20 protein-coding genes are annotated in these 21,724 nt (G+C 44.3%); 15 read left to right on the top strand and 5 right to left on the bottom strand.

Features of this window, described 5'->3' with window-relative positions; genetic code table 11:
- The first annotated feature begins 70 nt into the window (after positions 1–70).
- The 7 genes from UFB30_RS13440 (at position 71) to UFB30_RS13410 (ending at position 8,906) form a co-directional block, all read left to right on the top strand.
- Complete coding sequence (locus tag UFB30_RS13440) at positions 71–1,573, top strand: methyl-accepting chemotaxis protein (RefSeq protein WP_322422208.1); 1,503 nt, start codon at positions 71–73, stop codon at positions 1,571–1,573.
- 75 nt (positions 1,574–1,648) lie between these two features.
- Positions 1,649–2,590 (top strand): DUF1002 domain-containing protein, encoded by a 942-nt coding sequence (locus tag UFB30_RS13435; protein ID WP_322422207.1) that lies wholly within the window; start codon positions 1,649–1,651, stop codon positions 2,588–2,590.
- 432 nt (positions 2,591–3,022) lie between these two features.
- Positions 3,023–4,042, top strand: a complete 1,020-nt coding sequence (locus UFB30_RS13430; RefSeq protein WP_322422206.1) for an ABC transporter ATP-binding protein — start codon at positions 3,023–3,025, stop codon at positions 4,040–4,042.
- On the top strand, positions 4,014–5,042 hold the full coding sequence (locus UFB30_RS13425) for an ABC transporter ATP-binding protein (RefSeq protein WP_322422205.1): 1,029 nt from the start codon (positions 4,014–4,016) through the stop codon (positions 5,040–5,042). Before UFB30_RS13430 ends, UFB30_RS13425 begins: the two co-directional genes overlap by 29 nt.
- Entirely contained in the window at positions 5,035–6,675 is a 1,641-nt protein-coding gene (locus UFB30_RS13420; protein WP_322422204.1) for an ABC transporter substrate-binding protein, read from the top strand. Before UFB30_RS13425 ends, UFB30_RS13420 begins: the two co-directional genes overlap by 8 nt.
- A gap of 298 nt (positions 6,676–6,973) precedes the next feature.
- Positions 6,974–7,978 carry an ABC transporter permease gene (locus UFB30_RS13415; RefSeq protein ID WP_322422203.1) on the top strand — a complete coding sequence of 335 codons (1,005 nt, stop codon included), beginning with the start codon at positions 6,974–6,976 and terminating at the stop codon, positions 7,976–7,978.
- A 31-nt stretch (positions 7,979–8,009) separates the two neighbouring features.
- The gene (locus UFB30_RS13410; protein WP_322422202.1) at positions 8,010–8,906 is read left to right on the top strand and encodes an ABC transporter permease; all 897 of its coding nucleotides are present in this window, start codon (positions 8,010–8,012) and stop codon (positions 8,904–8,906) included.
- A gap of 34 nt (positions 8,907–8,940) precedes the next feature.
- Here UFB30_RS13410 and mscL read toward each other — a convergent pair whose 3' ends face one another.
- The 3 genes from mscL to UFB30_RS13395 form a co-directional block, all read right to left on the bottom strand.
- A complete protein-coding gene (gene mscL, locus UFB30_RS13405; protein ID WP_322422324.1) occupies positions 8,941–9,321 on the bottom strand; it encodes a large-conductance mechanosensitive channel protein MscL in 381 nt (126 codons plus the stop codon).
- Positions 9,322–9,412: 91 nt separating this feature from the next.
- Entirely contained in the window at positions 9,413–10,207 is a 795-nt protein-coding gene (locus UFB30_RS13400; RefSeq protein ID WP_322422201.1) for an alpha/beta fold hydrolase, read from the bottom strand.
- 67 nt (positions 10,208–10,274) lie between these two features.
- Entirely contained in the window at positions 10,275–10,619 is a 345-nt protein-coding gene (locus UFB30_RS13395; RefSeq protein ID WP_322422200.1) for a CHY zinc finger protein, read from the bottom strand.
- Positions 10,620–10,691: 72 nt separating this feature from the next.
- Here UFB30_RS13395 and UFB30_RS13390 point away from each other — a divergent pair, with 72 nt between their 5' ends.
- From UFB30_RS13390 to UFB30_RS13360, 7 genes are all read left to right on the top strand, one after another.
- Positions 10,692–10,853, top strand: coding sequence for a hypothetical protein (locus tag UFB30_RS13390; protein WP_322422199.1), 162 nt, complete (start codon positions 10,692–10,694; stop codon positions 10,851–10,853).
- 124 nt (positions 10,854–10,977) lie between these two features.
- Complete coding sequence (locus UFB30_RS13385; RefSeq protein WP_322422198.1) at positions 10,978–12,738, top strand: sensor histidine kinase; 1,761 nt, start codon at positions 10,978–10,980, stop codon at positions 12,736–12,738.
- Positions 12,739–13,458 (top strand): LytR/AlgR family response regulator transcription factor, encoded by a 720-nt coding sequence (locus tag UFB30_RS13380; protein ID WP_322422197.1) that lies wholly within the window; start codon positions 12,739–12,741, stop codon positions 13,456–13,458.
- Between the two features lie 138 nt (positions 13,459–13,596).
- Positions 13,597–15,054: a carbon starvation CstA family protein gene (locus tag UFB30_RS13375; protein WP_322422196.1), complete on the top strand. Its 1,458-nt coding sequence runs from the start codon at positions 13,597–13,599 to the stop codon at positions 15,052–15,054.
- A gap of 394 nt (positions 15,055–15,448) precedes the next feature.
- Positions 15,449–16,003, top strand: coding sequence for a methyltransferase family protein (locus tag UFB30_RS13370; RefSeq protein WP_322422195.1), 555 nt, complete (start codon positions 15,449–15,451; stop codon positions 16,001–16,003).
- Between the two features lie 19 nt (positions 16,004–16,022).
- Positions 16,023–17,522, top strand: coding sequence for a phytoene desaturase family protein (locus UFB30_RS13365; protein WP_322422194.1), 1,500 nt, complete (start codon positions 16,023–16,025; stop codon positions 17,520–17,522).
- A 495-nt stretch (positions 17,523–18,017) separates the two neighbouring features.
- Positions 18,018–18,506: a hypothetical protein gene (locus tag UFB30_RS13360; RefSeq protein ID WP_322422193.1), complete on the top strand. Its 489-nt coding sequence runs from the start codon at positions 18,018–18,020 to the stop codon at positions 18,504–18,506.
- Positions 18,507–18,559: 53 nt separating this feature from the next.
- Here the strand turns inward: UFB30_RS13360 and UFB30_RS13355 are convergent, their stop codons facing one another.
- On the bottom strand, positions 18,560–20,110 hold the full coding sequence (locus UFB30_RS13355; protein ID WP_322422192.1) for a BCCT family transporter: 1,551 nt from the start codon (positions 20,108–20,110) through the stop codon (positions 18,560–18,562).
- A gap of 149 nt (positions 20,111–20,259) precedes the next feature.
- On the opposite strand from UFB30_RS13355, the gene UFB30_RS13350 reads away from it, so the two are divergent.
- Positions 20,260–20,862: a class I SAM-dependent methyltransferase gene (locus UFB30_RS13350; protein ID WP_322422191.1), complete on the top strand. Its 603-nt coding sequence runs from the start codon at positions 20,260–20,262 to the stop codon at positions 20,860–20,862.
- Here the strand turns inward: UFB30_RS13350 and UFB30_RS13345 are convergent.
- Complete coding sequence (locus UFB30_RS13345; RefSeq protein WP_322422190.1) at positions 20,846–21,355, bottom strand: DNA topology modulation protein; 510 nt, start codon at positions 21,353–21,355, stop codon at positions 20,846–20,848. The genes UFB30_RS13350 and UFB30_RS13345 overlap by 17 nt on opposite strands.
- Between the last annotated feature and the right edge of the window lie 369 nt (positions 21,356–21,724).

Here is a 21,724-nt window from a genome sequence, read left to right as displayed (position 1 = left end):
TTACTTTTCATTTAGGATTTTACTCACTATAATAATGGTGTTGGTTCATATACGTACAGGGGGGTTAAGAATGAAAGGGGACGGGAAAGATTTAATGAAAGAGGGGAGACTTTCAGGTTTATTAAGCAGAATTTTATTGGTGTCAGCAGCTTTAATGCTGGTGAACATGATTGCGCAGGTCATCATGTATGGGGTGCCGGAACTGACATTAATGAATGTTTTGTACAATACACAGTTTTTACTGCTGGTAGCTCCCGCTTTATATTACAGGCTATCAAATGATGCTAAGTATTTTAAGGAATTATCTGTCCTTGCGACATTACTGCTGTCATTTATCTTTTATGCGAATGCATGGGTGAATGTACCATACTTCTGGTTTGTTCCACTCGGTATTGCAGCCGTTTATGCAGATGCAAAGCTCATGAAGAAGGCACTGATCGCAACCGCTTTTCTATTGGCCATTGCTCAGTTTGTCCATCTTTATTTTGCAGAACCGATGATGGTGGAAACCTCGATGGAGTATGCGATCCTGACGGGTGCTTATCACATTGTTCAATATGTACCAATCGCAATTATTTTACTATATGCAGTGAAAAGAGCCGGTCTTAAAAATGAGCAGAGTGTTGAACTTCAGACTCAGCTGAAGTCTATGCTGGTTAACGTGGAAGCAACGGCAGACCGGCTTGATCAGATGGTCAGCCAGCTGACAACCCAGCTTGCGGATTCCTCAAGTTCAGTTTCTTCTGTCAGCGGGCAGCTTGAAATCATGGAAGAAGCGTCATCAAAATACAGGCAATCATCTGCCACGGCAGAAAAAAATGTTTCAGGCATTGTGTCACAAGTGTCAGATGTATCCAGGAGATCTGAAGAAATGAATAAACTGACCGATGAAGTCATTCTGGCTGCAGAAGAAAACAAAGAGAATCTAAAGTCAACGATCAGTCAAATGAAAGAAGTGCAACAGCAGTCCGGTTATTCAGCTGAGACGGTTCAGGTACTCGATGAAAAAACAAAGGAAATTGACGCTGCTTTGGACCAGATCACCGGGATAGCAGCACAGACGAACTTACTTGCCTTAAATGCTTCTATTGAGGCTGCAAGAGCAGGGGAGCATGGAAAAGGATTTGCCATTGTAGCGGATGAAGTGAGGAAGCTCGCTGAACAATCAGCTTCTGTTTCTGTGAATATCCGGACAGTTGTTGCTGAAATCTCTTCTGCAAAAGAAGAAGTGGCCGCCTCACTTGAAGAAACCAGAAACAAAATGGATGGCAGCATGAATGCGATTAATCAGACTTCAGATGTTTTTGAAGTGTTAATTGGTAAACAGGAAGAACTGAAGCTGCAATTCAGACGTATTCTTGAAGCAGCCAGGCTGTCATCAGAGAGTGGAACGGCAGTCCAGGGAACCATGCAGATGATGCAGCAGCACGCGGCTGACAATGACCAGGGCATTGAGGGAATCGTCCATGCCGTCCATGAGCTCGAAACAGCTTTTGATGAAATTGCGCAATTTGCATATGCTGTAAAAGACCAGGCTGGTCATCTGACTGAGGACCTGAAAAAAACATCATGAAACCTTTTGGAGATTTTAACGTCTATTAGATGCAGAGGAAATTTCTGCTGAACTGAAAACAAAAGGAGAATGCAAATGATGAAACAGTTGATTACAGCTCTACTAGCGATCATATTACTTATTCCGGCAGTCGGCACAGCGGGTGCTTCAGACCATAATACAGATGAAGGCATTGATGAAAGGTTCGGTCTTCCGATCCTGGTGCTTGGCGGAAATCTTGACGATAACCAAAAACAGGAAGTAAGAGAGATGCTGGGCGTGACTGATCCTGAATCAGTTGAAGAAGTGGTTGTAACAGGAGAAGATCTTGTACGTTATATTGAAGGAGAAGACAGCAGAGCACGTATGTTTTCTTCAGCAAAAATCACGCGTCAAGATGAAGGACACGGACTGGTTATTGAAAGAGTTAACCCTGAAAATATTACACAGGTAACGGATACAATGTATGCCAATGCTTTACTCACAGCAGGTATTGAAAATGCAACGGTTGAAATTGCTTCACCGGTAAAAGTAAGCGGTCATTCTGCACTGACAGGAATCTATAAAGCGTATGAAGTAAGCGGTGAAGAACTTGATACAGCAAGACTTGAAGTTGCGAATGATGAGCTGAACCTGGCGACTGATCTTGCAGAAGAAGAGGGAATTGATCAGGAAAAGGTAAGTGAACTGCTGGCTGAAATTAAGCAGGCAATCGCAGAACAGAACCCGGCAACGCGTGAAGATGTTGAGCAGATCATTAATGAGCAGCTGTCAAACCTGGAAATTAACTTGAGTGAAGAAGACCGTCAGCGACTGACAGATTTATTCGAGCAGATGCGTAACCTGAATATCAACTTTGATAATGTGTCAGAGCAGCTGAATGATCTTTCAACAGCGATTCAGGATCGTCTGAGTGATGTTGTCAATGATGAAGGATTCTGGCAGGGTGTCAGAGATTTCTTCCAGGGATTAATTGATGCAATCTCAGGTCTGTTCGGTGGATCAGAAGAAGAACCAATTAATGAATCACAGCAGTAATAAGTAAGGCTCCCGGAAATTCCGGGAGCCTTTTTAAATGGGTATCTCAGCCCCGATTAAACAGTATGTCAAGAATAAAAATCATTCTCTTTTTCCTGTATAGACATGGAAGGGTTATAAATATTCTGTATGACTTATAATTATAAAATTATTTGAATAAAATTTAGAAAGGAATGTGAAATGTTTCACGGGTGTAAAGAGATGTGATTATCCTTATTTTAATTAGCTAAATGAAGTTTTTCTTAATTCCAATAAAAATGATAGGGATAACGAATTTGAAGAAAAAGTACTGCAAATTTATTCAATTTGACGAAAAAATGACGAATAGCTATTGAAATCTATCTGTAACATCGTATAATAAGTCTTATCAAAATTCAGAAAACTAAGTATATTAGAAAAATAAAAGAACGTGTCATTTTGAGGGGGATCACAATGAAGGCTCAGGAGAAGGTACTGGATGTAAAAGGCCTCCGCGTATCGTTTTTTACAGACGAAGGAGAAGTACCTGCAGTAGATGATATTGATTTTTACGTCCGTGAAGGTGAAGTGCTCGGTATTGTAGGGGAATCGGGCTGCGGCAAGAGTGTTACTTCACTTTCAGTCATGGGACTGATTCCAAATCCGCCGGGGAAAATTATCGGTGGGGAAATTAAATTAAATGGTGAAGAGCTGACGACAGCTTCAGAAAAAAGAATGAGACAGATCAGAGGGAAAGACGTAGCAATGATCTTTCAGGAACCGATGACTTCACTGAATCCGCTATTTACAATCGGCAATCAGCTGATGGATGCGATGCGTATACATAAAATGGGAAATAAACAACAGGCAAAACAACGCTCGATTGAAATGCTTAAGCTTGTGGGACTGCCGCGGGCAGAAGAGCTGATGAATGATTACCCTCACCAGCTATCAGGCGGGATGCGTCAGCGTGTGATGATTGCGATGGCAATGGTATGTAATCCAAGGCTTTTGATTGCGGACGAGCCGACCACTGCGCTTGATGTGACGATCCAGGCTCAGATCCTTAAGCTGATGAAGGACCTGAACGAAAAAATGAATACAGCCATTATGATGATCACACATGATTTGGGTGTCGTTGCTGAGACGTGTGAGCGGATTGTCGTGATGTATGCAGGGAAGGTAGTAGAAACGGGGCCGGCAGTTGAGATATTTAAAGACCCTCAGCACCCATACACAAGAGGACTGATACAGTCAGTTCCTGATATGCGCTACAAAAAGCAGCGTCTTTATTCAATTCCCGGGAATGTCCCAAAACCGGGTTCAATCAAACAGGGATGCCGTTTCGCAGACCGCTGTGAATTTGCATTTGACCGCTGCAGACAGGAAGATCCTCCTTTATACAAAACAGCAGAGGGGCATTCGACAAGATGTTTCCTATTCGATGAAAAGGAGGAAACGGTTCATGACAACAGAAACACTGTTAAAAGTTGAAAATCTTAAAAAGCACTTTCCGATACGTGGCGGAATCCTCGGAAAAGAAGTGGGATCCGTTAAAGCAGTGGAAGGCGTTTCATTTGAAGTGAAAAAAGGAGAAACGCTTGGCATTGTAGGGGAATCAGGGTGCGGTAAATCGACAACAGGGCGGATGCTGCTGAGACTGATCGAACCGACGGATGGAAAAGTATATTTTGAAGGGCAGGATGTGACAAAGCTCAGCACTGGTGATATGAGAAAGCTGAGAAGAGACATGCAAATGGTCTTTCAGGATCCTTTTGCATCACTAAATCCAAGACATACCGTTGAAAAGATTCTTGAAGAGCCGCTGAAGGTTCATGGCATCGGCACGCCGAAAGAACGTAAACAGAAAGTCCGTGAGCTGCTCGAAATTGTAGGCTTAAGCAGCTACCATGCGAAGCGTTATCCTCACCAGTTCAGTGGCGGTCAGCGTCAGAGGATTGGTATCGCGCGCGCATTAATGACCCAGCCTAAGTTAATTATTGCAGATGAACCCGTATCAGCGCTCGATGTGTCGATTCAGTCACAGGTACTGAACCTGATGCAGGATCTGCAAAAAGAATTTCAGCTGACGTATATCGTGATCGCTCATGATCTCGGTGTCGTTCGCCATATAAGTGACCGTGTAGGTGTGATGTATCTTGGCCGCATGGCTGAGCTGACAGACAGTGAAAAGCTGTATGACAAACCGCTTCACCCTTATACACAGGCACTGCTATCAGCGGTTCCGATTCCGGATCCTCTGTATCAAAAGGATGCAGTTGTACTTGAAGGGGACATTCCAAGTCCATCTAACCCACCTTCAGGGTGTGCATTTCACACAAGATGTCCTTTTAAAATGGATGTCTGCTCACAAAAAGTCCCTGAATTAAGGGAACATGAACCCGGACATTACGTTGCCTGCCATTTATACACAGAAGAAGGCAGTGCAGCGGGTCAAAATAAACAATTACTTGAGGAGGGAAAGCATGAATAAGAAAGCCTGGTTATTATTTTTTGTATTATTACTTACAGTATCAACAGCATTGTTTGGATGCTCTAGCGATGATGGTTCATCGGAAGACGGCGGTTCAGGCAATGATGGGGGCGACGCAGCTGAAGAGTCAGGTGGGGAAACTCAGGACACATTAGTATTTGGACGCGGGGGAGACTCTGTAGCCCTTGATCCGATCACAGTTACTGACGGGGAATCTTTCAAAGTAACAAAGAATATTTTTGAACAGCTTGTTGAGTTTGGAGAGCAGGATACTGAAATCAACCCTGGTCTTGCTGAAGAGTGGGATGTTTCTGAAGACGGTCTTACTTACACATTTATGCTTCGTGATGGTGTTACTTTCCATGATGGAGAAGCTTTCAACGCTGATGCGGTTGTCGCTAACTTCGACCGCTGGGCAAATGGTACAGAAGACAAGTTCTACTATTACAAATCAATGTTCGGTGGATTTGGTGATGAAGAAGGACACGTAATTGAATCAGTTAAGGCAGTTGATGAATCAACTGTAGAAATCAAACTGAAGCGTCCACAGGCACCATTCCTTAAAAACCTGGCAATGAGCCCGTTTGGACTTGTATCACCAAAAGCAATTTCTGATATGAGTGAAGAAGAGCTTGCTGAAAATCCGGTTGGTACTGGTCCATTCAAGTTTGTTGAGTGGAGAAGAAATGAGCGTATTGTACTTGAGAAAAACGAGGAATACTGGAATTCTGAATATCCGAAAGTAAATCAGGTAATCTTCCGTTCGATTCCTGAAAACTCTGCACGTCTGAACGCACTGATGAGCGGTGAGATCGACCTTGCAGATGGTATTAATCCAAGTGATGCTGCACAGATCGAAGGAGATGAAAACCTTCAGCTGTTCGAACGTCCTTCAATGAACGTTGGCTACCTTGGTTTAACATCAACACGTGAACCATTTGATGATCCAAAAGTACGTCAGGCAATGAACCATGCAATTGACCGTCAGGCAATTGTTGATGCATTCTTCGAGGGACGTGCAGAAGTAGCGAAAAACCCGATGCCACCAGTTATTGCTGGTTATAACGACGAGATCGAAGGCTATGAGTACGATCCTGAAAAAGCAAAAGCGCTTCTTGAAGAAGCAGGCCTTGGTGATGGATTTGATATGGAACTTTGGGCAATGCCGGTTCCGCGTCCTTACATGCCGGATGGTCAGAAGGTAGCCGAAGCAATTCAGAGTAACCTTGCTGAAGTAGGAATCAATGCAGAAATCGTCACGTATGAGTGGGCGACTTATCTTGAAAAAGCACGTATGGGAGAAGCAGATGCTTTCCTTCTTGGATGGACTGGAGATAACGGAGATGCTGACAACTTCCTTTACGTTCTTCTTGATCAGGACAACATCGGAAGTAACAACTATACGTACTATGAAAACCAGGAAGTCCATGACCTGCTGATCGAAGCGCAGTCTGAAGTTGATGAAGAAAAACGTAATCAACTTTACATGGAAGCACAGGAACTGATTCACCAGGACGCACCATGGGTACCACTTGCACACTCTACGCCTTTATTGGCAGGAAGTGCAAACCTTCAGGGCTTCATGGCTCACCCGACCGGTTCTGACTGGTTACACACAGTTTCATTCGAATAATCCGGTAAGACCTTTTTAAGGGGAAGGTGAACATTCGCCTTTCCCTTTTCTTTGTATTTTTCTTCTTAATCATTGAAATGTAATGAAGTATTTGCACACACCAGCTGTCACTTGGAGTACAGGACGTAGACTCCTGCACCAGGGAAGGGCGGGCGAGACCCCGGAAATGCGCAGCATTGAGGAGGCTCGGCGCCCGGGTGCGGAAAGCGGAGTCCTGTATGGAAAGGGGCAGCGGTCTTTTAAAATATTTGTTTTACATACTAAAAACATCATGTTGAACTTTGAGGGGTGAGAGAATATGCTCCAGTATATTATCAGACGTCTACTGCAGCTAATTCCTGTATTGCTTGGAATGACATTTATCGTCTTCCTGATCATACGGGCAATTCCCGGAGATCCTGCGCTTGTAATTCTTGGACAACAGGCAACTGAGGATGCCGTAGCGGCACTCAGAGAATCTCTCGGACTGGATAACCCATGGTATGTTCAATACTTTCAATACCTGGGGAATTTAATGACTGGTGATCTCGGGGAATCAATCCGTACAAGAACACCGGTAAATGAAGAAATCTGGCCTTATCTGGCTACGACTTTTGAGCTTTCAATCTTTGCGATCGTGATCGCTGTCATTATTGGTGTGAACGCAGGGATTATTTCTGCCTGGTTCCAGAACTCATGGTTTGATTACACAGCCATGGTACTTGCACTTGTTGGTGTATCTATGCCAATCTTCTGGCTTGGCCTGATGATGCAGTATCAGTTTTCACTGCAGTGGGACTGGTTCCCGACAACCGGACGTGAAGATGTGCGTAATCCGGTTAATGCCATCACGAATCTGTATTTGATTGATACATTAATTCAGGGGCGTTTTGACCAATTTGTCGATGTGCTAAAACATCTGGTCATGCCGGGGATTGCACTTGCAACAATCCCAATGGCAATCATTGCCCGTATGACACGTTCAAGTATGCTTGAAGTGATGAAATCTGACTACATCCGTACAGCACGTGCGAAGGGTGAAAAAATGTTTTGGGTTGTCTATAAGCACTCATTAAAGAATGCTGTGATTCCTGTTCTGACAGTGATCGGTTTGCAGACGGGGCTTTTACTTGGAGGAGCGATTCTGACTGAAACGATCTTCGGATTACCAGGGGTTGGACGTTATATCTATGAAGGCATCTCATCCCGTGATTATCCTGTAATCCAGTCCGGTATTTTAATCGTCGCCTTTATCTTCGTCATGATCAATCTGATTGTAGATATTCTCTACTCAATTATTGATCCGCGGATTCGCTATAACTAAAGGATGTTAGACAGGAGAGGAGTGACCGTATATGGGTGAACCGGCTCGTAAATTGGAACCGGCAAATAAACCGCCTCAGGAGGAGACAGTTTCTCCGTGGAAAGAGGCCTGGAGAAAGTTCAGAAAAAATAAAATTGCACTGGTAGGAACCAGTATTGTCTTTTTCTTTATTTTAGTAGCGCTATTCGCACCGCTGATTGCACCGCAGGGAATTAATGAACAGGATCTGCCGAACAGGCTGCAGCCACCATCAGCAGATTTCTGGTTTGGTACAGATGATTTCGGCCGGGATATCTTTTCCCGTGTCGTGTACGGGGCAAGGTTATCGCTGACAGTCGGATTTCTTGCAGTAGTAGGATCAGCGATTGTCGGCAGTATGCTTGGGATCATTGCAGGCTATTATGGTAAGTGGGTGGATACAATCATTTCACGCCTTTTTGATATCATGCTTGCGTTTCCAAGTATTCTATTAGCAATTGCGGTTGTATCGATTCTTGGACCTTCACTACGTAATGCTTTAATTGCAATCGCCATTATTAATATTCCGAACTTTGGGCGCTTAATCAGATCTCGTGTATTGAGTGTCAAAGAGGAAGAATACATTATGGCAGCAAAAGCAATCGGTATGAGTGACCGGCGTATACTATTTTCACATGTACTGCCTAACTCAATGACGCCGATCATTGTTCAGGGTTCACTTGCTGTTGCGACAGCCATACTTGAAGCAGCAGCACTTGGCTTCCTTGGACTCGGCGCACAGATTCCGGAGCCTGAATGGGGCGCAATGCTGGCTGCATCAAGAGCACTGCTCGTGCAGGCGCCATGGACACTGTTCTTCCCGGGACTTGCCATTATGCTTGCCGTACTCGGATTTAACTTAATGGGAGATGGATTGCGTGATGCACTCGATCCTAAAATGAAGACATAAAAAAATTCCGCCGGAGTTCCCGGCGGAATTTTTTTCATACACGCTCTTTTTTCAGCAAATCCCTGATTTCAGTCAGCAGCTCTGTCTGTGGATCAATCACAGGCGCTGCTGCTTCTTTAGCCTCTTCTTTACGCTTAAAGCGGTTAATCACTTTAACAAAAAGGAAGATGGCAAAGGCAACGATGATAAAATCAATGACTGCCTGAATAAAAATGCCGTATGTAATCACAGCATTTCCCACTGTAACGGCAAGGGCTGAAAAGTTGACACCTCCGAGGATAATTCCAACAATCGGCATAATAATATTTTCTACAAGTGCAGTAACAATTTTCCCGAAAGCGGCGCCAAGTACGACAGCGATCGCCAGTTCAAGTACATTCCCGCGCATCGCAAACTCTCTGAATTCCTTCATCATATTCCGCATACGTTTATTCACCTGCCTTTTTCTGCTTATTATATATCAATTTCCTGATAGATTGATAGATAAAGAAAAACCGGCTGGAAAATCAGCCGGTGACAGAAAAGATTTCTTCCTGTTGTTTAATATATTCAATTGTACGGTCATTGAATTCCTGTGGCTGGTCAATATTACAGACATGTCCTGATTTACGGATTGTCACGTAGCTTAAAGAAGGGTCTCTTTTCACAAGCTCCTCAACAGGCGCCCTGAAAAGGTAGTCTTCCTGACCCATCACAAAGAAAGTAGGGACTCCCTTATGGTCAAGCTGCAACTTTGCCAGATATGGATTAATCATCTTAGTGAGTGAAAACCACTTAATAAATTCCTTCTGACACATCTTTTTTGCTGAATTGACAAATGCAAGGCGTGATTCCTCGTGGTCTCTGTTTGGCATGATGATCCATGCAAACAGCTTATAAAGCAGCATATAAGGAATAAAACGCTTTGTCGTACGCCCAACCCAAAGCAGGAACTTGGTACGGATATCAAGCTGAATAATCGCACCGCACAACGTCTGGGAGCGTACGTACTGTGTATATTCACTGGTAATCGTCTGAACCACGATTGTGCCAAGTGAAATACCGATAAAGTGGGAATGTCTGATTCCTTCTGCATCAAGTACATCAATCACTTCTTTTGCGATATCTTTGAATGTGTCGCCTTTTCTCCAGCGGCCGCGCTCAGACTGACCGTGTCCGCGGAGGTCGATCACCAGTACATTAAAATGTTTTCTATACTCTTTAATCTGTTTGAACCATATGCTTGAACTGCCTCCCGCACCGTGAATAAAGGTCACCCATGGGAGGGACTGCTGTGTAAAATACGTTCGATAATGAAGCAAAGGGGCAACTCCTTTACAAACTTTTTCTTTTATAATCTAAACACACTATTACGCTCTTAATCAACCATTAAGAGGTTTCAAAATAGTAGTGTTTGTGAAGACTGCACCCCGGATTGAAGGCTGATTGACAGGAAGGACAGCGTGAACCTGACCCCAGATATTCGTGAATGGTCAGCTCGGTTCCGCATTTTCCACACAGAATTGCTTTTTCACTAAAACGTTCCACAGGCCATACCTGCCTATTACCGCAGCCGCTTTCATCATGACAGCTTACACATGGGAAGTACCGGCCGCAGCAATAAAATTTGATCGCTATAATATCCTTCTCACTATGATAATGAGCACATCTTGTCTCAGAATCAGTACATGTGCCATAGATTTGATGGCCGTGAATAAATTGTGTCGAATTCATGTTTTTCACCTCGATGACTTTAGCTTACCATAAGCAGCATTTTATTTTTATAGGCTTAATGGACGTTGGCGAGTGCTTGTCTTTTATAGAGAAGTTGTGAAGGAACTGCGTTCAGAGTTGATTGAATTGACTGGATGGATGAAGGTAATCTGTATCAAAGTGAAGGAAATAGGCACTGCCGTACGACTGCTGAAGGAATTAATGTCGATTTTGAAGGAATCATTTCAGGATTGAGCGAATCAGCAGGCGATCTGAGGGAATTATTCTCAAATTGAAGGAATTGCTGACTAATATTAAAAAAGCCAAGTACTCAAAAAGGTGATATGATAGCGTTAACAAAAATTCAGAAGGTGATCCTATGCTTGTACTGGCCATGCTAGAACGACTGGGTATTATCGTAACAGTTGCTTTCCTGTTAACGAGACTGCCGTTTTTCAGAAGACTGTTTGACGCACAGCTGCAGATTAATGTCAGACAGCGGCTTATTTTGGTTGTTGTATTCGGCTGCTTTGGGATTATCGGGACCTATACCGGTATTGTCGTTAACCCTGTTGAGGACTCCCTGAACAGGTGGACGACAGTGTTAAATGAAGATGAGGCGATTGCGAACTCCAGGGTGCTCGGTGTTGTGGTTGCCGGACTGCTTGGCGGCTGGCGGATTGGTGTAGGTGCAGGTCTGATCGCAGGCGTTCACCGCTTTTTCCTGGGTGGATTTACAGGATTTGCATGCGGTCTTGCGACGATTGTAGCCGGTGCAATGGCTGGCATCATTTCTAAAAAGCAGAAGAAAACAAGGATTGTCTCCCCGCAAATTGCATTTATCGTAGGGGCTTCTGCAGAGGCTGTGCAGATGTTAATTATCCTTGGAATTGCGCGCCCATTTGACCTGGCACTTGCACTTGTACAGGACATCGGACTGCCAATGATTATCGCAAATGGAATCGGAACAGCATTATTTGTTCTCATTATACGCAGTGTTATCCAGGAAGAAGAGCGGATGGGCGCTGTGCAGTCCCAAAAGGCGCTGAGAATCGCAAACCTGACGCTTACACATATGAGAAAAGGGTTAACACCTGTTTCAGCAGGAGAGGTGTGCGCTATTCTTTATAAGGAGATTCCGTCTTTGGCCGTTGCAATTACTGACCGCAACAAGATTTTATCCCATATTGGCAACGGGCTTGATCACCATGGATCAGGTGAGGAGATCCGGACAGAAGCCACGAAATATGTGATTGAATCCGGTCAGGGTGTAACCGTCGGAAAAGAATCAATTCAGTGTGAAAATCCGGATTGTATGCTGCAGGCCGCAGTGATTGCGCCGCTGAAAAGAAAGGACCAGACGATCGGAACATTGAAAGTCTACTTTTCTTCAGAGCGTATGATCTCTCCCATCATGCTTGAACTGATCAGGGGATTATCCACCCTTCTCAGCCATCAGCTTGAAATTGCAGATGGTGAAAAGCACCGGGAGCTTGCAAGGGAATCGGAGATTAAAATGCTGCAGGCGCAGGTCAGTCCGCACTTTTTATTTAATGCACTGAATACGATCGTCTCATTAATCAGGACGAATCCGGATCACGCGAGAAAGCTCTTAATTTCCCTTTCCGCATTTTTCAGACAGAACTTAGCCGGGACAACGAGGAAAGTTTCCACATTAAGTGAAGAAGTAGAGCATGTAAAATCCTATTTATCAATTGAAGAAGCAAGGTTCTATGACCGGCTGGATGTATCGTATGAAATTGAAGATGAAGCACTGCTGGCATCAGTCCCGCCGCTTACACTACAGCCCCTTGTTGAAAATGCAGTAAAGCATGGGCTAAGGGGCAAAAGTGAGGATGGCCGGCTGATTGTAAGAGCCGGAAAAGAAGGAAAGAGAATCAAAATCGAGGTTGAAGACAACGGGGAAGGCATCGATCAGGAGCGGATCGCCACTTTACTTGAAAGTCCTGTCACTTCAGAAAAAGGAACAGGCATCGGTCTGTATAACCTGAATGAGCGCCTGGTTAAAATGATAGATGAACAATCAAAGCTTACGATTCAATCCGGGAAAGGGGAGGGCACAATTATCAGCTTTTCTGTCCCATGCCCGGGAGTAAAGCGTTTGGAAGAGGTGATGTAAATGGAGATACGTGCAGTGATTATTGATGATGAGCCGCTGAGCAGACAGGAATTGCTTCACCTTTTAACTGAACATCCTGATATTCATGTAATAGGTGAAGCGCCTTCTGCAGAAAAAGCAATGGAGATCATCCTGACAAAAGAACCGGACGTGTTATTTTTAGATATCGAAATGACCGGCATGAATGGGGTGGAACTGGCAGAGACCCTTCAAAATATGAAAAAACCGCCGGCGATCATTTTTGCTACGGCTTATCCGGACTATGCGGTGAAAGCCTTCCGCGTTGAAGCGGTTGACTATCTGTTAAAGCCGTTTGATGATAACCAGCTCACACAGGCAGTCAACAGACTGAAAATCAGATTGCAGCCTACGGAAACGAAGCCGGCTTCTGCAGGCAGGCTTGCTGTTCAGAGTGAGGACCGGATCATTTATCTGGAGCCGGAAGAACTTCTTTACGTCTACCGGGAAGGGCGTGACACCTTTCTGGTAAGTGAAAAAGGAACGTATCCGACAAAGACATCGCTGAAGGAACTCGAAGCTAAATTAAAGCACTACTCATTTTTCCGGGTTCATAAAGGCTATCTGGTCAATATCAAAAAAGTAGAAGAGCTCGTTTCATGGAGTACCAATGTATTTGAGCTGAAAGTAAGAAACAGCCAGAAATTGATTCCAGTCAGTAGAAATTATGTAAAAGAGTTACGTGAAACGCTTGAACTGTGAAGAATCTCTTCATACAGTTCAGGCGTTTTATTCTACTTTTCAATCCTGAAAAATTGCACGTTAACCGGTTTTTGTCCAAAAAATGAACAGACGCGATAAAATGTAAGCGGATACAAAAAAGATGAGGGGGAAACATAAATGGTTACATTTCTCGTCGCAATTGCCATCTTAATTGTTGGGTATTTTACGTACGGAAAGTTTGTAGAGAAAGTATTCGGGGTGAAAGAAGAACGTATGACACCTGCCTATGCGAATGCAGATGGCGTGGATTACGTGCCGATGGATACAAAGAGAAATTCAATGATTCAATTACTGAATATTGCCGGTGTTGGTCCGATTTTCGGTCCGATTATGGGAGCGCTGTACGGACCGGTTGCATTCTTATGGATCGTATTCGGTTGTATATTTGCCGGAGCAGTTCACGATTACTTAACCGGTATGATTTCGATCAGAAACAGAGGCGCTCACTTACCTGAACTTGCAGGAAAGTTCCTTGGGAAAGCCTTCAGACACGTAGTGAACGCATTCTCAATTCTTCTGCTTGTACTTGTCGGAACGGTATTCGTAACAGCGCCTGCAGCACTAATTGCAGATATTTCACCGGCCTGGATCACAATGGGTGCAATTATTGTCTGCATCTTCCTGTATTACATTGTCGCAACACTGCTTCCGGTTGATAAAATCATCGGGCGTCTGTACCCGTTCTTTGGTGCATTACTGCTGATCAGTGCGATTGGTGTCGGGGGAGCATTAGTTGTACAGGGGCATCCAATTCCGGAAATGACGCTTGAAAACATGCATCCGGGTGGACTTGCAGTATTCCCGCTTCTATTCTTAACAATTTCATGTGGTGCACTGTCAGGCTTCCATGCGACACAATCACCGATTATTTCAAGAACCACACAAAAAGAGAGCCAGGGAAGAAAAATTTTCTATGGCATGATGATTTTAGAGGGTATTATTGCGATGATCTGGGCTGCTGCAGGTATGGCCCTATTCAATGGAGCAGGACTGAATGAAATCCTTGCTGCCGGCGGACCAGCTGCAGTTGTCAGAGAAGTATCGATTACAACGCTTGGCGCGATTGGCGGAACCCTTGCGATTCTTGGTGTCATTGTACTTCCAATCACATCAGGTGACACTGCGTTCAGAAGCGCTCGTATGATTATTGCGGATTACATTAAAGTGGGTCAAAAGAAAATCTCAAATCGTCTTTGGATTGCACTGCCGCTGTTTGTGATTTCAGTTGTGCTGACGCAGGTCGATTTTAACCTGCTATGGAGATATTTCTCCTGGGCTAACCAGTCAACAGCAATGATCGCTCTGTGGGTAGGTGCGATGTACCTGGCGCTGCAGCGTAAAAATTTCTGGATTGCAGCAGTCCCGGCAGCATTTATCACGATGGCAACATTCACTTATATTCTGAATGCAGAAATCGGATTCCGTCTGCCGATTGAATGGGCATACGCAGGCGCATCACTCATCACAGCAGCATCTATTGCAGCATTCTTTTACACAGTCAGAGCGCGTCTTGCTGCAAGCGACTCAGGACTTCGCCCGATTGTAGTCGATGAAGAGCTTGAGCAGTCAGCGTAATAGAGAAACAGACAATAAAATAATATATATGCTTTGTAAAAGTCCATCATCTTATTTGCACAGCTGATGATTGCAGCGTAAGGGGGCGACTCCTGCGGAAAAACGATCGGGAAAGACCCCGCAGGGCAGGGCAGGGCAGTGCAGTCGCTTTCTGCCCGGCCTGAGCGTTCGTCCGCGAAAAGCGTCTCCCTGAAGCGGAAATCAGCAGCCAATTTTAATAAAGCAAATAAACATTAGAATACCTATTATCAAAGAAAACCTTCTTTTATCAATAAGAAGGTTTTTTTCTGCATTAAATAGGAAATAACAGCTATATACGCGCTTATTATTCATTGTTTTAAGTCTGAAAATTCTATATATTTAAAAGAAGCAATGAATGCGGAAGGAGAATCCAATGTCTCTAGCTGAATGGTTATTTATCATCGTCAGTATCGCATGGATTGGGGAATTTGTATTCTTCCGCAATCGGGGTACCGGAGAAGGGGATCCGCTTGAGCAGAAGTCCTTTTACTATATTCTGCTGAGTCTGCTTGGCATGATCGGACTTGCATTGATCCTGCAGGAATTAAGAGGGACCGGAGCAGAAGCATTTGTCACCTGGACCGGACTGATTCTTTTTGCATCAGGTGTAGGTCTCAGGTATTGGGGCATTCTTCACCTCAAAGCCCAGTTCACACGCCACGTAACAGTAAGGGAAGGCGACAGAATCGTCAGTACAGGTCCTTACAGCAAACTGCGGCATCCGCTTTACACAGGTCTTTTTTTTATTGGAACAGGTATGACATTATTTTTTGCAAGCATCATCGCTACACTTGCAGGGGCAGCAGTTCTGACGGTCACACTATTAATCCGGATCCGTTATGAAGAAAAGCTGCTTGTATCAAAGTTCGGCCCGGAATATGAACAATGGATGAAGCAAAGATTCAGGCTGATTCCATTTATATACTGATAAAAAAGGGAGTGGAAGTATGAAGAAAAAAGCAATCGTAGTTGGAGCGGGACTAGCCGGTATGTCAGCAGCAATCCGCCTGGCAGGAGACGGGTATGACGTAAAGATCCTTGAGAAAAACAGCAATGTAGGCGGAAAGCTGAATAAAAGAGAAGGAAAAGGGTTCAGCTTTGACACTGGCCCATCCATCCTTACAATGCCGTGGGTACTTGAACAGCTGTTTTCAAGCGTTCACAGAAGAGTGGAGGATTACATAACGATAGAAAGAGTCGAGCCTCAGTGGAGAACCTTCTTTGAAGACGGCACTAAAATCGATGTCACAAGTGATCTGCCGGATATGCTTGAGCAAATGAAAAAAGTATCCGGAGACACATCAGCAAAACTGACTGAACTGATCCATTATGCTGAAAATATGTATGAGCTCTGTATGAAGAGCTTCTATAAATACAGCCTTGCTGACCTGAAGGACCTGAAGCAGCACCACACGTTAAAAGAACTGATGGCGATGGATCCTTTAAGCACAGTTGCAGATGGGACGAACAAGCGCCTGAATAATAAATATCTTGAGCAGATGTTTAACTTCTTTGTCATGTATGTAGGCTCAAATCCTTACCAGGCACCTGCTATTTTAAATCAGCTGATCTATGTGCAGCTTGGTCTTGGCATCCATTATGTAAAAGGCGGCATGTATAATATCGCTGAAGGCATGAAGAGGCTGTTGAACGAGCTGCGTGTAGACATTGAATTAAATACACCTGTTGATCATCTGGTGATTGAAGGAAAAGAGGTAAAAGGAATCCGTACGGCTGACGGTACACTCCATGAAGCGGATATTGTCGTATCCAATCTTGAAGCAATTCCAGCCTACCGTAACCTCGTACCGCATAAAGAGGGTAAGAAGGAAGCGAAGAAGCTGAACAAAAAGTTTGTTCCAAGTGTGTCGGGACTCGTGCTGCTGCTTGGTGTGGACCGTGAATTTACAGACCTGAAGCACCATAACTTCTTCTTCTCGGAAAATCCTGAAAAAGAATTCCATGATATTTTTGAAAAAGGGATTCCTTCAGATGACCCGACCGTCTATATCGGGATCTCTGCGCGTTCAGATGAAACACAGGCGCCAAAGGGTAAAGATAACCTGTTCGTCCTGACGCATGTTCCTCCTTTAAAAGAAGGGGAACAGGGGAAATACGACTGGGCAGAATACCGCGAGCTTGTCCTTGATAAGCTTGAAAGAAACGGGATGAAGGGGCTGAGAGATTCAATTGAATTCGAATACCGCTTCACACCTGAAGACCTTGAAGAACTGTACGGACCAAACGGCGGTTCAATCTATGGTGTGGCTTCAGATAAGAAAAAGAACGGCGGGTTCAAGATTCCTGCCAAGAGTGAGCTATACGACAACCTTTACTTCGTAGGCGGCTCTACTCACCCGGGTGGCGGTGTTCCGATGGTCACACTATCAGGACAGCTGACAGCCGACCTGATCAAGGAACACGAAACGCAAAAACAGCCTTCTTAAGTATATGTTTGAGACAAACAATTTATTTTCGTTAAATAAAATTTAAAAGACATTTAAGTGCAGCGGAGCGTAAGGCGGCGACTCCGGGACGAATAGAGGGAAGCTGAGACCCCGCAAGGCGAAGCCTGAGGGATAAAGATTGGACCACAAAACGGTCCACCGTCCGGAAAGCGTCCGCCTGAAGCGCAGCGAAACGAGAGGATAAGACAGATATTTGTCTTATCCTTTTTTATATTTTACGCTTTGTTAAAGTCCATGTTGTTTCTGCAAAGCTGGTGATTGGAGTGGAAGGGGGCGGCTCGCAGGAAGGGACAGGTGAGGCTTTTGGCGAAGCCTGCGGGCTCACCGCCCGGCCGCGGAAAGCGTCCCCCTGAAGCGGAAATCAACAGCCAACTTTTATAAAGACTATATTTTAAATAAATTTTTTCACCCAAAACAGGATTTTCCAAAAAACTGCAGAATATAAAAGGAAAAGGTTTAGGGGATGAACCAGCCATGAAATTAAAAAAATCTGCAAAAACAGGACTGATCGTCATATCACTCTCAACAGCAGCCATGATCGCTGTCAATATGCTGGTATCCGTACCTGACTATGAGCATGAGAGTGCATCAGCATATCTTGAAAAAGAAGTAGCTTTTACAAGTAATCAGGGAGAAGTAACGGATTCATTTAAAGTGTATGGTGGAAATGATGATGAACTGTATATCTGGTATGCCTTTGATGAGTTTCTGGCAGAAGAAAATGAAACAGGCTCAGGCGCCTCGCTTGCTGTAAAGCTGCTGATAGAGAATGGAAAAGTGGTGGGCCATGAATTGCCTGATGAGGGTGAGCTTTATGAGGACAGCATGAAGGAATTATTCCCGTGGCATGTCAGATGGCGGATGCCACGTGGTGACGTTCCATCATCCATCGAAAGAGAAATTGACATCCAGCAGACAAGCATACTCGCAGCTTTAAAGGAAAAGGAAGAAGGCGCAGAATAATGCTGCAACAAAAAATTGCCGGGGAACTTGTCCCCGGCAGATACAACTTATTTCTATTCACGTGCTTTTCTTTCCGCTTTTAATTGTTTAGCAGTCTTCAATTTAGGACGCGGAAACTCTTTTCGCAGTAAATTAAACAGTGTAAAGATCATAAAGATCAATATAATCGTAAATGGCAGAGCGGATACGAGGGAGGCTGTCTGGAGCCCTTCAAGTCCACTGGCTACAAGCAATACAGCAGCGATAGAGCCAAGCAGCACGCCCCATACAATACGTACAACTAATGGTGGATTCAGTCCGCCGCTCGTTGTCATACTGCTGATAATGTAAGTAGCTGAGTCTGCTGAAGTAATCAGGAATGTCAGAATCAGCAGAATCGAAAGTACTGATAATACAGTTGATAGCGGCAATTGATCAAAAGTTGCAAACAATGCGCTCGTCACATCATTATTAACAGCCTCAGCAATAGAAGTGCCCTGGAATAAATCAAGGTGCAGTGCAGTACCCCCGAATACGGCAATCCATAATATTGCAATTGCCGGAGGAACAATCAGTACGCCGACAACAAACTCCCGGATCGTACGTCCTCTTGAAACACGCGCGATAAATGCGCCTACAAACGGTGACCAGGCAATTGCCCATGCCCAGTAGAAGATGGTCCAGTCGCGAACCCATGTCCCCTCAACATAAGGCTGAAGACGGAGACTGTACCGTACAAAGTTTGTAATGTAATCTCCAAGCCCAAGTACGAATGTTTCAAGAATAAAGACTGTCGGTCCAACAAAGAATACGAATACCATCAGTACCAATGCTGCCCCAAGATTAATATTACTCAGCCATTTGATTCCTTTATCAATACCGGTCGTAGTTGATAGCAGGAACAGAGCAGTTAATACTAAAGTAATCATGACCTGTACAAAAGCGTTATTTGGAATGTTAAGCACGCTGTTCAGACCGCCGTTGATCTGCAGTATGCCAAGTCCCAGTGATGTTGCAACCCCCATCACTGTTGCAATAACAGCGAGAATATCGATTGTCTGGCCGAGTGGCTGCTTCATTTTTCCTTCTTTAATCATAGGTGAAAGACTGGTTGAAATTAACCCATTCGTTTTTCTGCGGAACTGGAAGTATGCAATGATTAATCCAACAATGGCAAACGTTGCCCACTGACTGACGCCCCAGTGGAAAAATGAATAGGCCATTGAAAGTCGTGCACCTTCCTCGGTTAATGGCTCAACTCCGGCTTCAGGTGAGGTGTAAAAATGGCTCATTGGCTCTGCGATTCCCCAGAATACAAGGCTTACACCAAATCCGGCCGAGAACAACATCCCGATCCAGGTAAAAACCGGGTAATCCGGACGTTCATCATCCCCGCCAAGCCTTACACGCCCATACCTGCTTAAAGCGATAAAAATTAAGAATAATACAAAGAAGAATACAGCTAATAAATATAGCCACCCAAACGATTGGGTTGTGAATCCGAACGCAGCATTCGCACCCGCGGCAAACTGGTTAGGTAAGAATGCTCCAATCAGCACAAGTGTAGCAATGATTGCAGCGGATATGTAAAATACCCTGCCTAGTGGTTTTTTCTCTTTTTTCATATTGTCTCCTTTCTGGTGTCCTGGTTATTTTGATCCACCTTAGTGCTTAATTCCCTATATGTAAAATGACTAAACAGCTTATTGAAAAGTTTAAAATGGTGAGATTCAGTATAAAGTAACTGTACAAACTAATGAGGCAGGTGCGGAAAATGACAGTTCCATTTTTTAAGCAGTTCAGCCACCCGGAAGGAAAAGCAGGAAAAGTGGCTGGTTTTATCATGTCAAAAGAAAACCGGAAACTCAACCGATGGGCATCAGGCTGTCTGGATTTACACCCTGGTGAACACGTTCTTGAAATCGGTTTTGGACCTGGTGTATGTATAGAAAATCTCTTGAAAAAAGGGGTCACAGTAGATGGTCTGGATGCCTCAGCAGCAATGGCTCAGCTAGCTGAAAAAAGGCTCAAAAAACAGCTTGAAAATGGAAAGGTAAGAATCATGCAGGGGAAAGCAGAACATATCAATCTGCCTGAAAAATACTACGATAAAATTCTTTCTGTCAATAACTTTACGATATGGGAAGACCCGGACAAAGCCCTCGGGAAATTATATACATCCTTAAAAGATGACGGGCGGATTGTCATCACCATGCAGCCGAGAGAAGAAACAGCAAGCCCGAACCTCACCAGAATGATGGGAAATAATATGTACCACCGCCTGGAGAAGGCAGGATTTGAACACATCACACTCACTTACCGTAACTTCTGGCCTGAGATGGCAGTGACTGCTGTCGGCTTTAAGAAGAAGAGATAGTATTCAGCCACTTCTCCGTTTGAGCCGGGGATTTCAGTATAATGATGTTCTCTATTTCCGATTGACGCAGCTTCTGGATCACTTCAGGCGCCTTACGGTCATTATAAAAGTAAATCCATTTCAAAAAATCCAGATCAATCTTTTCCTTACAGCCTTCCGTCATGTCCGGACGGCTTTTTCCGTGGTACATGAACCTGCGTTTTACCGCACGAGACAGACAGGTCCACCTTGAATAATGAAGAAAAATCACTGTATCACACCGTTGCAGCCTGCTATCAAGCGTACCCCCGAAGTTGCCATCCATAATCCATTCATCACCCGACATCAGCTCTTCAACTTTTGCCCTGAACGTCTCTCTTTCAGAAGGCGTCCACCCGGGTTTCCAGAAGATTGTATCAAGATGATAAACAGGAACCGAAAGCTTCTTACCCAGCTGCTTCGCAAGCGTAGACTTACCCGCTCCGCCAGAACCGATTAATAGAATTTTTTTCATTGTAAAACCTCCCTTTTAAGGATTAAATTTATTAAAATCCATCATTTTAATTGCACAGCTGATGATTGTAGCGGAAGGGGGCGACTCCGGGACGATTAGTGGGAAGCTGAGACCCCGCAAGGCGAAGCCTGAGGAGGCTCAGCAACCACCGTCCGGAAAGCGTCCCCCTGAAGCGGAAATCATCAGCCAAAATATTAAAGAAAAAACTTTTAAAAACCGCTAGTCAATCATAGCGCTTTCAATTATAATGAACAAGAAGTATTTGGAAAGGGAGTGATGTACGATGAGAAACCTTAAAACGATCATTGTTTCAATTGTACACAACCCGTCTGCCCATTTAGAGGCTTCCAATTAAGGAATAGGATCTTT

Source organism: Jeotgalibacillus haloalkalitolerans, assembly GCF_034427455.1.
GTDB classification, from domain to species: domain Bacteria; phylum Bacillota; class Bacilli; order Bacillales; family Jeotgalibacillaceae; genus Jeotgalibacillus; species Jeotgalibacillus haloalkalitolerans.
This window is presented reverse-complemented; position numbering and strand designations above follow the sequence as displayed.